This is a genomic window from Pedobacter panaciterrae (assembly GCF_013204795.1).
In the GTDB taxonomy this organism is placed as follows: Bacteria; Bacteroidota; Bacteroidia; order Sphingobacteriales; family Sphingobacteriaceae; genus Pedobacter; species Pedobacter panaciterrae.
In genome coordinates this window covers 341,978-356,980 of sequence record NZ_JABMKW010000008.1, presented here as the reverse complement: position 1 = coordinate 356,980, position 15,003 = coordinate 341,978, and the positions used below count along the sequence as shown (strand labels likewise).

At 38.5% G+C, this 15,003-nt stretch carries 14 protein-coding genes; 3 read left to right on the top strand and 11 right to left on the bottom strand.

What is annotated here, in order from left to right; all coding sequences use genetic code 11:
* Positions 1 to 9 precede the first annotated feature (9 nt).
* Together HQN86_RS03655 and HQN86_RS03650 are read right to left on the bottom strand one after the other, a co-directional pair.
* Entirely contained in the window at positions 10 to 585 is a 576-nt protein-coding gene (locus tag HQN86_RS03655; RefSeq protein ID WP_246269413.1) for a hypothetical protein, read from the bottom strand.
* A gap of 169 nt (positions 586 to 754) precedes the next feature.
* Positions 755 to 1,930 (bottom strand): MFS transporter, encoded by a 1,176-nt coding sequence (locus HQN86_RS03650; protein WP_172659672.1) that lies wholly within the window; start codon positions 1,928 to 1,930, stop codon positions 755 to 757.
* A gap of 91 nt (positions 1,931 to 2,021) precedes the next feature.
* On the opposite strand from HQN86_RS03650, the gene HQN86_RS03645 reads away from it, so the two are divergent.
* Positions 2,022 to 2,387 (top strand): winged helix-turn-helix transcriptional regulator, encoded by a 366-nt coding sequence (locus HQN86_RS03645; RefSeq protein ID WP_172659671.1) that lies wholly within the window; start codon positions 2,022 to 2,024, stop codon positions 2,385 to 2,387.
* Here HQN86_RS03645 and msrA read toward each other — a convergent pair.
* Together msrA and HQN86_RS03635 are read right to left on the bottom strand one after the other, a co-directional pair.
* Positions 2,379 to 2,870 carry a peptide-methionine (S)-S-oxide reductase MsrA gene (gene msrA / locus HQN86_RS03640; RefSeq protein ID WP_172659670.1) on the bottom strand — a complete coding sequence of 164 codons (492 nt, stop codon included), beginning with the start codon at positions 2,868 to 2,870 and terminating at the stop codon, positions 2,379 to 2,381. The two genes, HQN86_RS03645 and msrA, sit on opposite strands and share 9 nt — an antisense overlap.
* Positions 2,871 to 2,905: 35 nt before the next feature.
* Positions 2,906 to 3,166, bottom strand: a complete 261-nt coding sequence (locus tag HQN86_RS03635; RefSeq protein ID WP_172659669.1) for a hypothetical protein — start codon at positions 3,164 to 3,166, stop codon at positions 2,906 to 2,908.
* A gap of 74 nt (positions 3,167 to 3,240) precedes the next feature.
* Between HQN86_RS03635 and HQN86_RS03630 the strand changes: the two genes are divergently transcribed.
* Both HQN86_RS03630 and HQN86_RS03625 read left to right on the top strand, forming a co-directional pair.
* On the top strand, positions 3,241 to 3,792 hold the full coding sequence (locus tag HQN86_RS03630) for a TetR/AcrR family transcriptional regulator (protein WP_172659668.1): 552 nt from the start codon (positions 3,241 to 3,243) through the stop codon (positions 3,790 to 3,792).
* Between the two features lie 4 nt (positions 3,793 to 3,796).
* A complete protein-coding gene (locus HQN86_RS03625) occupies positions 3,797 to 4,393 on the top strand; it encodes a pentapeptide repeat-containing protein (protein WP_172659667.1) in 597 nt (198 codons plus the stop codon).
* An 11-nt stretch (positions 4,394 to 4,404) separates the two neighbouring features.
* On the opposite strand, the gene HQN86_RS03620 is transcribed toward HQN86_RS03625, so the two are convergent.
* From HQN86_RS03620 to HQN86_RS03590, 7 genes are all read right to left on the bottom strand, one after another.
* Positions 4,405 to 5,952 (bottom strand): DUF4832 domain-containing protein, encoded by a 1,548-nt coding sequence (locus HQN86_RS03620; RefSeq protein ID WP_172659666.1) that lies wholly within the window; start codon positions 5,950 to 5,952, stop codon positions 4,405 to 4,407.
* Positions 5,953 to 5,978: 26 nt separating this feature from the next.
* Entirely contained in the window at positions 5,979 to 7,100 is a 1,122-nt protein-coding gene (locus HQN86_RS03615) for an acyltransferase family protein (protein WP_172659665.1), read from the bottom strand.
* An 18-nt stretch (positions 7,101 to 7,118) separates the two neighbouring features.
* Entirely contained in the window at positions 7,119 to 7,982 is an 864-nt protein-coding gene (locus tag HQN86_RS03610; RefSeq protein ID WP_172659664.1) for a PKD domain-containing protein, read from the bottom strand.
* Positions 7,983 to 8,020: 38 nt separating this feature from the next.
* Positions 8,021 to 9,538: a RagB/SusD family nutrient uptake outer membrane protein gene (locus tag HQN86_RS03605; protein WP_172659663.1), complete on the bottom strand. Its 1,518-nt coding sequence runs from the start codon at positions 9,536 to 9,538 to the stop codon at positions 8,021 to 8,023.
* A gap of 4 nt (positions 9,539 to 9,542) precedes the next feature.
* Positions 9,543 to 12,788 (bottom strand): SusC/RagA family TonB-linked outer membrane protein, encoded by a 3,246-nt coding sequence (locus HQN86_RS03600; protein ID WP_172659662.1) that lies wholly within the window; start codon positions 12,786 to 12,788, stop codon positions 9,543 to 9,545.
* Positions 12,789 to 13,122: 334 nt separating this feature from the next.
* On the bottom strand, positions 13,123 to 14,253 hold the full coding sequence (locus tag HQN86_RS03595; RefSeq protein ID WP_172659661.1) for a FecR family protein: 1,131 nt from the start codon (positions 14,251 to 14,253) through the stop codon (positions 13,123 to 13,125).
* Positions 14,254 to 14,345: 92 nt separating this feature from the next.
* Complete coding sequence (locus HQN86_RS03590; protein WP_172659660.1) at positions 14,346 to 14,921, bottom strand: RNA polymerase sigma-70 factor; 576 nt, start codon at positions 14,919 to 14,921, stop codon at positions 14,346 to 14,348.
* Between the last annotated feature and the right edge of the window lie 82 nt (positions 14,922 to 15,003).

The following is a 15,003-nucleotide window of genomic DNA, read 5'->3' as shown; positions in this document are numbered from 1 at the left end:
ATAGAGTGATTATTTAGATAGTGTAATTCTATTCGATATATCAGTTTTACCGTTGATTAAACCTAATATACCTGTATTGATCATTATAGCTTTTTTTGATTTAGAGATCTTTGCCAGTGGATTGTTACTGCTGGTTATTAATTGTTCAAATCTGTATATACTAGTATATGAGGCATCTTTAAATACATTTTTCACTTCAGGTTTAAGCTTATTGTATTCTAATACGGCAGCCTTTGTATACTGATAACTGCGCTGAAAAGTCTGGGTTTTCGATTCATAAGCATAAGAAGCATTACTAAGCCCCTTTATCTTTAACTTCTTTAACACATTTTGATTTACAGTATTGATATTGGCAACATCCTTAAATGCAAAAGAGATACTCACTATGAAATTATCGAAATCAATCTTCTTTTGGACATTTGTAATGCCATCTGATTTTTTCAGGTAACTAACAATTTCATCGATTTCTTTTTGAATAGTTTGTTTGGAAGGCACTTTATATCCCTGGATACTATCCATAAGCATAAGAGATGCCACCTTGGCTTTACTCGCACTCAGATTGAGGGTTAAATTTACTGTCCCCAACCCTGTTTTATTGACATTAATTTCCTCAATAACCTGGAAGCAAGACGAAAAAAAAAGTACGAATACTATTAAAAAAAGATATCTATACGTTGTAACGAGCATTATTTAGGATGTTTTGCAAAGATAGACTGTAAAGATATCATTTTTAGAAACAGAATGAACTAATGATCTATGCTGTACATTGATTAGATTTACTAATAAACTCACTTTTACGCTCCAGCAAAGTCCTCCATATAATCATTAAAAAAGCCAGAATTCCAAAGGCCATACCCACCCAAGGGCTTTGAGAAACCCCGACAGAGGCGATGAACCAACCGCTTACAACAGTACCCGCCGTTACGCCAAGATTTCCAAATGAGATAGCCAAGCTATTAGCAAACTCAGGAGCATGAGGGGCAGCAGAAGTCATGTAGGCAAACCCACTCAGAAAACAAGGAGCATATAGAAAACCCCATAACGCGATCACCGACACAGTAGACCAGGTATTGGCACCCGAATAAAACAACATCACAGGAATCAATACCGTTCCACTTAGAAACAAAGCAATAGTAGCCGGAATATTTTTACTCATCATTTTCCCCGCCAGCCAATTAGATACTATCCCTGTAATACCAAAGAGGAACATCATATAACTAATAGTTTGAGTATCCATCTCTTTAACCTTACCCAAATAATCAGCAAAATAACTGTAAGTAGAAAACCATGCAGCAATCATAAAAAAGTTCATTGCAGCGCTGATCAAAAAACGACTATTGGTTAGCACCTTTAATTGTGTTCCGTACGATTTCTTTTCCTGCGGATGCATAGGAGGCAAAACTTTGTAAATACCTACTAAAGCAATTGCAGTTACTACCGCTTGTACCCCAAAAGATGCCTGCCAATTGAAAACACTTGCCATATAAGTAGCAAACGGAACGGTAGTCACCATTGCTATTGCAATACCACCTACAACAATCCCCGCTAACCGGTATTCTTGCGATTTACCCACATTTGCCACAGCTGCTGCAATAGCATTCGAAATAAATACAGGCTGCAAAAATGCAGGCAACATCCTCACAATAATCAGCAACCAAAAAGGTGGAGCAAAAGAAGATACTATCCCGGTAAGCAAAAACATCGCAATACTGATCATCATGATTTTTTTCCGGTCGAAGCCAGAAGTAAACAAGGTCATAAAAGGACCTGTTAATGCAATTACAAGGGCAAATGCACTAAGTAACAACCCTGCTTTATCGATGGAAATATGGTAGTGGTCTGCAATCTGAGGCAAAATACCAATAACCCCAAATTCGGTTGTAATAATTCCAATTAACCCCAAACATCCTACAAATGCAATTTTCTTCATTATTGATTTTATTTTCGGTCAAAAATAAATCTTAACTAATAGATTTGCCTTCTTTACAACCCAATGTAGGGAACTAACAAAAATGTAAGCCATGGCATTAAGGAAAGAAAATTCAACCAATAGCATTAATTACAAAATCATCAGCGATTGTTCCGATCTTGTATATGCTATAGCAATATTTGGAGGTCGATGGAAAGTACTTATCCTGCGAGAACTTGAGGGAGGAAAGATGCGATTTACTGAACTTAAAAATGCAATGCCAAAAATTACCGAACGGATTTTAAGTTTACAACTAAAAGAATTGGAATATCATGGACTCATATCCAGGACACTCCATTCCTCCGTTCCACCCAGAGTAGAATACGAATTAACCGAAATAGGCATTGAACTTATTCCAATATGGGAAACTTTGAGCAGTTGGGGCTCAAAACACAGAAAGTTAAATCAACTAACCTAGTTTCCATTCAGGTCTTTCAAAGTGGCAGGTGTATCCGTATGGCTGCTTTTGCAAGTAATTTTGGTGTTCTTCTTCAGCATTCCAAAAATCGGCGACAGGAACTACTTCCGTTATAATTGGCCCGGGCCATTTACCAGAAGCTTCCATATCTGCGATTAAAGCCTTTGCGGTTTCCCTTTGTGTTTCATCCATAAAAAAAATGGCTGACCGATAAGAGGTTCCTATGTCGTTTCCCTGTCTGTTCCGTGTTGTTGGATCATGGATCTGGAAGAAGTATTCAAGGAGCGAACGATAGGATAAAAGTGCTGGATCAAATATGATTTCAATGGCTTCAGCATGTGTTCCATGATTCCGGTAAGTTGCGTTGGGAACATCCCCTCCAGTGTATCCAACCACCGTTGAAATAACACCTGGCTGGTGCCTTATAAGTTCTTCTACCCCCCAAAAACAACCGCCCGCCAGAATGGCTTTTTCTGTATTCATATAGCTTTTCTTTTTAATTGAATAAAGGTACGATGCTAATGCACTATTTGTATAATAGAAATCCCATTTTCATCAAAAACCTCCAGTACCGACGAACTGATTCCTACTAGCGCCATACTCTTTACCAATTCCTGACCAATATCCTCGCTGCAAACAACTCGGAGAATCTTATCACAATCGTCGAGATCAACAGACCATTCTAAGATATTAGAAAAAGTATAAATAACCTCGAAAACATGCCGTAAATCAATTGGCGTATCAATTACAGGGGATAGAATAATAACGTATCTGGACATTGGAACTAACTGATTGAGATGACAAATATATAAAATAATTTGCAAACAAACCAATCGTTCGGTATCTTTGAGGAATGGAAAATCCATATAAAAGAAAGAAAGATCCGGAAGCCAGTAAACAATTGATTCTTCATATAGCAGCCGAAATAGGTGCCACAGCCGGCTGGCATCAGGTCACTTTCCAAGCGATTTCCGATCAAACCGGATTGAGTAAGGGTGGCATTATCCATCATTTTCGTAATAAAGAAGAGCTACTGGAAGAATTGGTACACCAAAGCCTTGTTGAACTGACCGAGTGGACCATTGAAGAAAAAAGAGCCTCAGGAAATGACATCGCCCCCCTTGCCTTTCTTCGCTTCGTTATCAAAAAAAGCAGTGATCTACATTATAGGAGAACTATGAAAGTCATTTTGCAAGCGGCACTTATTAATGAGCACTATAAAAAAATGTGGGAAGAATGGTTTACCAATCATATTGGGGGTGGATCAGTAGCAGATCTGGATATCAACAGCCTGATCATTATCCTTGTTGCAGATGGACTTTGGTACGCTGATAACCTTGGACTTTATGGCATCAACAACGAAAAGAAAAAGCAGATCGTTAACAAATTACTCAACTTAAACTAATTTCATGAACAGTTCTAACGAGACTACAGTCCACGAAGACAAAACATTTAATAGCATCAATTATGCAGAAAAGAGACTGGAGAACCGAGAATTTATCAAATGTGAATTTGTAAACTGTGATTTCTCCAAGAGTGATTTAAGCCATAATGATTTTATGGATTGTCATTTTAAACAATGCAATTTCTCACTTACTGTGGTTACAGGTACCGGATTTAAGGATGTTACTTTTACCGGCTGTAAAATACTGGGAATTGATTTTTCTAAATGCAATAAGTTTCTATTTTCTTTTAATTTTGAGCGGAGCCATCTGGATTATTCAACTTTTTATGGCACAAAACTTAAGAAAACAAACTTCACGGAATGTTCACTTAAAGAAACTGATTTTGAAGAATGCGATTTAACCTCAAGCGTATTCCATAACTGTGATCTTTCAGGCGCAACATTTGTCAAATCCGTTCTAGAGAAAACAGACTTCCGTACGGCAAAGAACTTTAGCCTTGATCCGGCTGTCAATAAAGTAAAACAGGCGAAATTTTCCGCATTGAATCTTTCTGGCCTGCTTTACCAATACAACCTAGATATTGATTATCATGGTGAATAATATGCGTCAAATTATTTAATGGCAACAGTATGGTTAAGCTTGTTGTAACCTGTTAAAGCTTCCCATACATCTTTATTCGCCAAGCGGATGCTGTACTCGGGCCTATCAGCAATACTTGCATACTCATCTGGCAGGTGAAGCAACATTTCATATTCACCTGTTGCAAATTCGGAAGGTATTTTTATACTTTCCTCTACCTTAAAACTTCCCGAATACCATCTCCTTACATCGGTAGCAAGAGCAAAGGAGTTCAAGTCGCCATTTGCCTTATTCCGTAGCACCAGTTTTATTGTTCTTTTATTGTAAGGCGATGCATACCCAACGTTTTTAACATTGAGTACTACATTTAAGCTTGTGCCTTTCACAGCATTATCAGGTAAAACTGCAGATTGCAAGACAAAGCGATAGCCCAGGTTTTTTTTAATATTATCCATACAACCTCCAGTTTGCCAGTCATTATTTACTGCAGTATTATAATGAGCATTCAGATAGCTAAAGTGCATGGCTGCAAGTTCTTCCTGGGTTTTACCGGCTGGCTCACAATCGTTAAGACTATAGTCATCCGAACAGGTTTCTCCACCAACAACAACATATCGGCTGTCGGCCTTCGTATAATCCCTTAAAGTATTTAAAACCATACCGTCTGATGCTCTTGGTGTACTGCTATTTCCATAATCCTCATAGGTCCCAAAGTCATTAGCACTGGCAAGGAAACAATCATTATGAAAACCGATACGAGATTCGTCTGACATCGTGAATGCCATAAGCTCAGCAAGTGGTGCTGAAGAAAGTGCTGAGTTTACGCCGAACAAAAAGCGTTGCTTAAATTGTGGGTAGCGAACCTGAACCATTCTATCGGCTGGCACCGCAGCAAGTAAGGCCTTCAATACCTCTACCCTGTCTCGCCAGTTCTGATCTGTTAGTTTACTCTCCTGTCCACCATTCATAGAGGCATCACCAAAGAAATCAGTATAATAATTCTCTCCCCAGGTACCAATAAATCCAAGCTGTATACAAGCTATCACATCTGCATTCTCTGTAAGTACAGGTTTAAGCTGTGCAATATGGCTCAAAACAACAGACTTAGCGGCATCTCCATAAGTTGGGCAAATAAATCCTTCCGGACAGTTACCCGGACGCGCAGTAGCAGTATACACAAAACGCGGAATCAGTTTCACTCCTGCCGCTCTTGCAGCAGCCATATCTTTTTTAATATTATTCAGAAACGATTCTGAGATGCTAGTGGTGGTTACATTGTCTAGAATATAATACCTGAAAACGAGCGTGCTATATATTTTGTAATTTGCTGTAGAAACATCCTGTAAGGAGCGATAAGTTATAAGTGTTTCTACATCAAGTACGGTATAGCTACTTGCAGCGGTTTCTGAGTAACGGTAAAATCCCCGTTCAGGATTAGGAAAATCTTCGGTACTTTCTGAGTAAGTTACATTCACCTTCTCTACCTTAACCAAACTTTCGTTTTCCTCTTTACAGGAACTAAAAAACAGAAGGATAACAGTAGAAAAAATTAAAACGCTAAGGGTCAATTTTATATTCATGATGATTTTCTTCTAAATGAATTTGTTTAAAGCTTGAAAAAGATATTACGCTTGTACAGCCAGTAACAAAGTGCCCATTCAACCAGAAGCGTACTTAAAGCGGTCACTACAGCACTAACATCGGTTGGTAATCCAAACAACATTGCTAAAATATCTCCTGTAAAAATTCCGACTACACCATTCAGCCATTGCACACCAATAGTTTCGAAAAATATATAGATAAATATGGCATTCATTCCCATTACAGCGCATATCCACACGTATTTTGTACATTGCTTTACGTCAACTAACCAGTACACCGCAGCCAGCATAATTAACACCCAACCACCTGATGCAAACACAAAAGAGCTAGTGCTTATTCTTTTTATAATTGGGGTAATCTGTAAAGCATCTAGCCCGAATCCAATCAGTAGAGCAAGCAAGCCAAACCCGATCAGCACCTTTATTTTATAAGATGCTGATCGCGCTGAAATTAAAAGTTTTCCTGCAAGCACACCCCAAATTGTATGCGCTGTAGTCGGTATTGCATTTATGGCCACCCAACCATCTGGATTGATCTTACCCATGAGTAGTGTATCTGCATACGATCCAAAATTATGACCTTCTACAAATGGCTGATCAAAACCTGGCATCAGTATCAAACGGTACATTGTTTCCGTAAGCAGCAGTAATGCCACGGAACTGATGATTTGCCAGTTGTACGATCTGCCAATCATCAGGTAGGCAAGCAAAGTGGTAAAAGCCAATTGAGTAAGCACATTCCAAAGTTCCCAGACTGGCTTCCCTGCATACACACAGTGAAGTCCAACACCAAAAAGGAAAAGCTTAAAACTCCTGATTACGATATGACTCCAGTTCTTTTCCCAGGTACTCCCCTTCTCCAATTTGCGGCTATGGGAGATATACATGGCCGCTCCTGCCATAAACATAAATGCCGGTTGTACCAAATCCCAAAATCGCAATCCATGCCATGGATGATGAAAAAACTGCTCAATAAGAATTGCCGCGGGCTGTACCGGATTAAGACCTTTGAGGGCTCCATATAGATGGCAACTCTCTGCACAAAGCAAAAACATGATTAATCCTCTCATCACATCAAGAGATACCACACGTCCGGCAACAAATTGAGTTGCTGTATTTTTAGCCATAAGAAATTATTTTAAAAACTACTCACTCATATCAAGCAGGAATGCCGAAGCTCCTGCATCAGGAATACTGCCAAGGGTTACCGACCAATCACTTTTTGTGGCCATAATTCCAATTCGCATTCCAGTGCCTGTTAGCCCCTTCAGCTTTCCACGGGCAATACGCATTTCAAACCTCAAAACACCAGCGGTTTCTGTAACAGTACCTACGTTATAAGCCTCTGAAATGGACTGTTGAGCAAAGCTAAAGCTATTTTGTGCACCATTATGGTAAAAGATGTCTACACCTGAGCTCAACAGTTGTCCCTCCAGCAGAATATCAAACCCACCATCCGCATAGGCACTTAATAAACCCGTGCCAGCACTATTGTCTGAGTCAATATAGAAATCGAAGATATCGCCATTGGCTCTTTTAGAATTCATCTCTACATATACGTAAATAAAATTGCCATCGTAATCAAATTTAGCTGATCGGAAAATACCTCCTTCCGGACCGGCAGTAAGGATATTGGTAGTCACTTTATCCCAGTCACTCAAGGTATTGTCATCAAGCTTAACAGGTGAAGTTTTAGCAATTCTGATAACGGTAGAGGCCTCCGTTACACTTCCATTTATTGTTGCATAAAGTGTTGTTACGTATTTACCTTTACCTGCATACTCGTGTACAGGATTGGCATCAGTAGAAGAACCTCCATCGCCAAAGTCCCACCTGTATGATGAAATACCTGTTGTTACTGTTTTAAAGGCAACCTGATTACCATCCACTGTAAGGTCATAAAGCAAATCCGTCAGTTTTGGGGTATTATCCTTTTTACAGGAGTATAATATGGTAACCGCTGTGATCATGATCAGCAATCGGAATATGTTATTTTTTAAATTCTTCATATCAATAAAATATTTATAATCGACATTTTAATATTGGATTATTGATTTTGAGTAGCAAGCGTATTACTCAGCACTTCATCTATAGGCACAAAATAAATGATCCTGGGATTAGTGTAGTTCACAGACAGGTCAGCATAACCAGTTGGTGTCTTACTCAAATCAATATCTGTTTCTTTTAATCCGGCCAGGTGATAACCCCAATAAGCTTTACTCATAGCTCTCTTATTGCGATAAATATCGTAGGTTCTATGCCCTTCAAAAGCCATTTCTATACGTTTCTCTTCCAGAACAACGTCTAATGCCGAATACCCTGATGGCAATGTTTTATTGTATAAAGAATTCTCCAGTCCGCGATTTTTACGGATAAGATCTACGTCGTCAAGAGCGGCGCCAGTATTGCTTAACTTAGCTTCTGCCTCTGCTCTATTCAAATACATTTCTGATAAACGGAACATGATTGGGGAGCTTAGATTTGGAAGGCCACCCTGGAAAGAAAACTTGCTTATATAATATACTTCGATGCCATTTTTCTTCTGAATAATTCCATTGCCATCTTTCAGCGGGACGATGTAAGACCAACGAACATCTTCAGGATGTTTTGACATCACATTCCTCAAAGAAGAAGAAGCATACTCCTCGCCCCATCCCGAATTCCCGTCGGAATAGATCATCGATGCGATAGATCCAAATTTACCATAATCGTCAACTGGGGTAAAGGCAATACAAAAAATCGTTTCGGTACTTGTTTGCGCATTGGCAAATAAGGAAGGATAGGCCGCAGCAGTCGCAAGACTGAACCGTTTAGAATTGATCACCATATTGGCATATTCAATGGCTTTCTGATTATCTTCTTTGTACAAGTTCACTCGTGATAACAATGCCCAGGCGGCTTCTTTTGATGCATATTGCACTGTTCTCGGCTGGGTCATTAAAGAAGCAGCCTTCTCCGCATCGGCAATAACAGCAGCATATACTTCTGCAACCGTAGACCTCTTCTTTTTAGATGGATCAGTAAGGTTTGTACGCAGGATAACCCCATCAGCATTAGGATCAACGCTATAAGGTTTACCAAACAACCTGACCAGGTTAAAATGACAAAACGCTCTTAGAAAATAACATTCGCCAAGCAGTTGCAGCTTTGCCGGATCCTGTGTTCCCGACTTTTCTACAGCTTCAATTACCGTATTGACACCAGTAATTATTTTGTAAGACACATACCAAAAATACCTGGTGTTGCCTTGCGAGGGTGAATGACCAAGACTAAAGCTATAAAACAGAGGGTCGGTAGTGACTTGTCCGCATACAATATCATCACTGGCAAAGTCAGACAAATGATAAAACTGACGCAAATACATATTGTTTTGATCTATTGTACCGTTAAATGTAATATGATCTTTAAACAAAGCATAAGCACCATTTAAAGCATTGGTTAAGCCGTCAGTAGTAGTAATCAGTGTTTCCGTACTAATGGCATCACTTGGTACAACATCAAGATTTTTGCAGCTGTTCCCAAAGATAAGTAGGAGAACAATTATGGAGAATAAATACTTTTTCATATGCTTAAAAGTTGAAGTTAGCGGTAAATAAATATTGCCTGTTATTTGGATATTTGAAGTCTGATACCCCTGGCGTTATAAAACTTCCTGAACTAATCGTTGTTTGTGGATCCTGACCTAAGAAATTCGAAAATGTAGCCACATTATCAGCCGTAACTCCTAAGGTGATTGCTTTAAAGTGCAGTTTCTTTACCAACGACGCAGGCAAGGCATAGCTAAATGAAATATTTCTGATTGTAAAATAACTGCCGTTTTTAAGATAACGGGTAGATGTTTCTGTAGAATTTGCTGAATTCTGAGGGCTTGGCTCAGTAGCATCAGTATCACCAGGACCAGACCAGATCTTAGCGCCATCCGGTAGTCTGATCTGGTTATAATAAGGTTCGTGTCCATCGTTCATCATAAAACGAAGGTTGTTGCTAAACACTTTATTGCCATAGTTAAAGTAAGTACTTACACGTAAATTGAAACCTTTATAACTCAAACTATTATTGAAACCACCCTGATACTTGGGCAACGCCGATCCTGATTCCTGAGTGGTAGCTTCCGCATAATTTAGTGTTTTCTCACTCGCAACCGCTTTGCCTTCTTCATTATAAATCAGCTTTTCCCAGACAGGTGCTCCGGTCTGACTATCTATTCCAAGCCATTTAGGCATATAAAATTCGTAAAGATTACCTCCATTGCGATAAATCTGGGAAATGCTCCACGATCCTGTCTTCACAATGTCTGCCGGTAAACCATATAATTTATTGCTGTTAAAGTTTATTGTAAAATCTGTAGTCCATTCGAAATCCGTTGTTTTTATGTTTGTAGTATTAATTCCTAATTCGATCCCTTTGTTAATTACATTTCCGGCATTTTCCCATTTCGTTTCAAAGCCAACAGACAAAGGCTGCGAAACTTGCAGAAGCAGATCTTTAGTATTGTTACGATACACATCAACGGTAACGTTAACTCTTTTAAATAAGCCGATATCAATACCAGCATTAATTTGATGCTTACTTTCCCAGGTTAGATTAGGACTCGCGAGCTGATAAGGCACAGCTCCGGTTAATGAATTGTATTGAGTGGTTAAAGAATACAGACCAAGATACCTCGATGAACCAATATCCTGCGTTCCCGTAATACCATAACTTAACCTTAGCTTTAAATTATCAATGAGGGTACTGTTTTTCAAGAAATCTTCATTACTTGCCAACCAGGCCCCTGACACTGAAGGAAAGGAAGCGTACCTATTTCCTTCCGGAAAAGCAGAGGAGCCATCAATACGAAACGAGCCTGATAAAAAGTAGCGGCTTTTATAATTATAGTTAACCTGCGATAATCCAGACTGCAGGTAACTTTTATCGGTAAATCCATTTACAAGTTGGTTGTTAGATACAACATTAAGTACCTTCAGTCCTTCTGGCAAACCTTTACCCGAAGCTCCAGAGTATTCTGTTTGTCCAGCTTCCAGGGCTATCCCCGCCAATCCTGTAATAGAGTGATCACCAAATTGAAAATTAAACTTAAATAGGTTATTGGAGATAACACCATAATTCAGCGTATTCAACTCATCAATAAAACCAGTACCATGATAAGTGCCTGCTACAATTGGAGAGAAATAATTTTTCCCTTTATTAAAACCCGCAGAGCCTCTGTTTGTACTAGAGAAAGTTAACCACCTGTTAATGTTATAGTTTAATCCAAAGTCATAATTTACATCAAACCCTTTGTAAGGATGTTCAGAATTCTTCACCGTATGGATTGGATTGATTTTATCTCGCGACCACCATTTAAAGGCCGAATTCCCATCTACATATATAGGCGTGCCATTTTCATCATATGGATTGTCCCAAGGCAGATTTAAAAAGGAATAATACACATCGTTGTAATCATAACTTTTACCCATTGATGCACTCAGGTTGATGTTATTGGTAATACTTAATTTCTTAGAGAATGTGTATGTTGAATTAGCGCGGAGGTTAATGCGCTGAAAACCTGTGTTCAAAAATGTTCCCTTTTCATTATAGTAAGATGCACCTACATAATAATTATTCTTTTCTGTACTTCCACTGGCCGACAGGTAAAATGCATTAACGGGAGCAGGTTTAAAGGATTCTTTTGACCAGTCATAATCCTGATTCAAGAGTGATAACGGGCGTTCACTATAAAATTTAATCAGATCTATCTTGTATGAATTATCTGTTGCACCAACAATATAATCCCGGTAAAATTCTTTTTGGGAGTCATACAGTTCAGCACTGTTCATCACATCCAGTTTACCAAAATCAGCTGTCCTAAATCCTGATGTAGCTTTAAACTCAAAGTTGGTTTCTCCGGATGTAGCTCGTTTTGTATTTATAATAATAACGCCTGCATTTGCCTGAGAGCCATACAAAGCCGTAGCTCCGGCATCTTTAAGCACCGTAATTGATGCAACATCATTAGGATCATAATTCCCTCCAATAATCCCATCTACAACTGTAAGCGGACTTTGGTTGGCATTCACGGAAGATACCCCTCTTAATCTTATTTCAGGAACAGCACCCGGTGCACCGGAACTGTTTACTACTTGCAAACCTGCCACTTTACCCTGGAGCATCGTGCCTATATTATTAGCCGTTACATCTTTTAATTTCACTGATGAGACAACAGCAACAGCACTTGTCAGTTCATTCTGCTTCTTACTATCGTAACCAACAACGATGACATTGTTTAGCTGACCAACATCCTCCATTAGTGTTATAACTAATTGTTGGTTTTTAACAACCTCTACTTCTTTGCGGATGTAACCTATAAATGAAACAATCAATGTTGCAGGCTCCTGTACATCTTTTAAAAGGAAAATCCCTTCATCGTTTGTACTTACAACCTTACCCTCTCCTTTTACACTTACTGATGCTCCTGGAAGAGGCTTTCCTTTATTATCTACCACTTTTCCCGTGATATCAGCTCTAACTGGCAAAGCTGTTATTTGTTGAAACGTAGGCCTTGCCAACGATTTGATAAGAATTACTTTCTGATCTATCTTATATGTCAATTGCAAATCCTTCAACAAAGATTGCAATACAGTTTCTAACTCTACATTATTAAATTCGGCATTAATTAAAAGATTTCCATTGACGTTCTGATCTGAATACAGCACTTTATATCCGGTCTGTTTTTTGATTTCTTGAAAAACCTGACGTAGTGCAACCTGTCGTTTATTATAACTAAATCGCTGCGCAAAACTGGTTGCACTTACTTGCAGTAAACAGCTGGTCATTATAATTATGATCAAGTTAATTCTCATTAGTAATTTTCTTTTATCGGCTGTAGCAAATTGCCGGACAACCGAATTCATAACTGATAAAAATTCTGGAGGTAGCCATTGGCATGGCGCACCTAGGTTAAAAGTATATAATTTCATACCTTTGAAGCTTGGGTTAATACGTTAAACTGATCTGGAATTTGTTTTTTATGGTTAACTCAGATATTGCTATGGAAGTGCTGAAACACTTTCATAGCTTTTTTCTTAAAAACCTGCGCGGAAATATCAGCTTGCTTTGCCTTTGATTCTTTTCATTTTGGTTTTGTTTAGTTGTTGATTGTTGGTTAGGTTATTTTACTTTTATTGTCTTGCCTTCTATGGCAAAGCGCACATTACTGGTTTCTTCAAGCATCCTCAATATGACGGATACATTTTCAAATCGGGAGACGGAGCCACTAAAAGTAGGGACATCCAGTGGCGAACCGAGATTGCGTACATAGACAATATCTACATTATACCATCTCGATACCTTCCTTAAAATATCGGTTAGCGGGTCTTTATTAAAAACGAACTCCCCATTTTTCCAATCTACCGCATCACTGGCATTTACAGCTTTTACATTAAGCTTACCTCCTATAAATACTGATTGCTCTCCTGGAACCAGAACAACATTATTATTCACCTTTACAGATCCTTCTAACAATGTAGTTTTAACTCCATTCTCGTCGTCATATGCATTTACATTAAAATGAGTACCAAGAACTTTAACTTCCTGACCTGCACTACGTACCAGGAATGGATGGTTTTTATCCTTTGCTACTTCAAAATAAGCTTCCCCGGTTAATTCAACAATTCGCTCTTCTTTTGAAGAGAAATTAACAAGGTATTTTAAAGAGGAGGCTGAGTTGAGCCAGACCTTAGTTCCATCAGGAAGGTTTAACTGATATTGTCCACCTTTGGGTGTTTCAATACGATTATAATAATCGTTTTTTCCTATTGCTTTTTGATTAGCAATCGTATAAACAAGTTGTCCACTCGATGTTTTGGTAATTTGTATACCGGCCTGTGTAGCTATTGTACCGCTAGATGCATCGGTTAAACTAATCTTTTTGCCATTTGCCAAAGTTAAATAAGCCTTATTTCCTCCAGCAGAAATATCCTGAAATAATACTTGTGCAATTTTATTACCATCTGATGTACCATCGTGATAAAAATACAGTACAGTACAGAAAGCTAAAATCAAACAGGCAGCCGCAGCAACTGCTGGCCATAAAAAGCGTCTTCCTGGGCTTTCTGCTTTTCTTTTCTTCTGAATTTCGTGCCACATTTCAGAGCTAAGCGCATCCAGGTCCGTTTCAGAAAACTCGGAATCATCATCCTGGTGAAGTTGGTGCAACCAGTATTTGGCAATCTGCTGTTCTTCAGCCGTTCCATTTCCTGAACTCACTTTATCTAATATGGCTTGTATGTCTTTTTGCATGGTCTTTTATTCCCGGTTTAACCCTTATTAAAGACTAAGACGATTCAAAAGAAGCCATTAGGTACAACGACAAAAAAAAGATTTAAAATAAATCAAAAACCGACAGTTACGAATAAAACTATAATACCAAGTTTAACTTTAAGGTGTTTTAGTGCGCGCTTCATTTGGGTTGAAACGGTATGTTCTGAAAGGCTGAGTTCCGTAGCAATCTCTTTAGTACTTAGAAAGTATTTCTTCTTCAAGGTATAGATCTCACGCATTTTGGGAGGCATCGTTAATATTTCCTTTTCTATTAGCAGTGCAATATCTTTTTCACGGATTAAATAATCTGTGTCCTCATTACTTATCTCAACATAATGTTTTCCGCTATCCACATATTTTCTAATGATACCCTTATGCTTAACCACATCAAAAATTCGATTAAGTACCGATTTATAAAGGTAACCAGACAAGGTTGTGTTTAAAGAGAAATCTTTGCGGCTATTCCACAACCAAGTAAATACATCCTGAACAAGGTCTTTTGCTTCTTCCCTATTCCGTAATTTCTTATAAGCATAGATCAAAAGAAGTTTATCATAACGCAGATAGATCTCCTTAAAAGCAGCATCATCGTCATCTTTTAATAAGAGGACAAGCTCCTGGTCAAAGCATGTGCTGTAATTGATCATAAATCCTTATCCCCTTTTCGAATCCGAGTTCGTTTTAAACTCAATATTAATAAATTAATTTGAAAAGAATTGATAAGCGACG

What these genes read in the sequence shown, in the direction of transcription:
- HQN86_RS03610 (WP_172659664.1), bottom strand. Translation starts at nt 7,982, where the DNA reads ATGAAGAATTTAAAAAATAACATATTCCGATTGCTGATCATGATCACA.
- HQN86_RS03595 (WP_172659661.1), bottom strand. Translation starts at nt 14,253, where the DNA reads ATGCAAAAAGACATACAAGCCATATTAGATAAAGTGAGTTCAGGAAAT.
- HQN86_RS03650 (WP_172659672.1), bottom strand. Translation starts at nt 1,930, where the DNA reads ATGAAGAAAATTGCATTTGTAGGATGTTTGGGGTTAATTGGAATTATT.
- HQN86_RS03635 (WP_172659669.1), bottom strand. Translation starts at nt 3,166, where the DNA reads ATGTCCAGATACGTTATTATTCTATCCCCTGTAATTGATACGCCAATT.
- HQN86_RS03600 (WP_172659662.1), bottom strand. Translation starts at nt 12,788, where the DNA reads ATGACCAGCTGTTTACTGCAAGTAAGTGCAACCAGTTTTGCGCAGCGA.
- msrA (WP_172659670.1), bottom strand. Translation starts at nt 2,870, where the DNA reads ATGAATACAGAAAAAGCCATTCTGGCGGGCGGTTGTTTTTGGGGGGTA.
- HQN86_RS03620 (WP_172659666.1), bottom strand. Translation starts at nt 5,952, where the DNA reads ATGAATATAAAATTGACCCTTAGCGTTTTAATTTTTTCTACTGTTATC.
- HQN86_RS03645 (WP_172659671.1), top strand. Translation starts at nt 2,022, where the DNA reads ATGGCATTAAGGAAAGAAAATTCAACCAATAGCATTAATTACAAAATC.
- HQN86_RS03630 (WP_172659668.1), top strand. Translation starts at nt 3,241, where the DNA reads ATGGAAAATCCATATAAAAGAAAGAAAGATCCGGAAGCCAGTAAACAA.
- HQN86_RS03615 (WP_172659665.1), bottom strand. Translation starts at nt 7,100, where the DNA reads ATGGCTAAAAATACAGCAACTCAATTTGTTGCCGGACGTGTGGTATCT.
- HQN86_RS03605 (WP_172659663.1), bottom strand. Translation starts at nt 9,538, where the DNA reads ATGAAAAAGTATTTATTCTCCATAATTGTTCTCCTACTTATCTTTGGG.
- HQN86_RS03590 (WP_172659660.1), bottom strand. Translation starts at nt 14,921, where the DNA reads ATGATCAATTACAGCACATGCTTTGACCAGGAGCTTGTCCTCTTATTA.
- HQN86_RS03625 (WP_172659667.1), top strand. Translation starts at nt 3,797, where the DNA reads ATGAACAGTTCTAACGAGACTACAGTCCACGAAGACAAAACATTTAAT.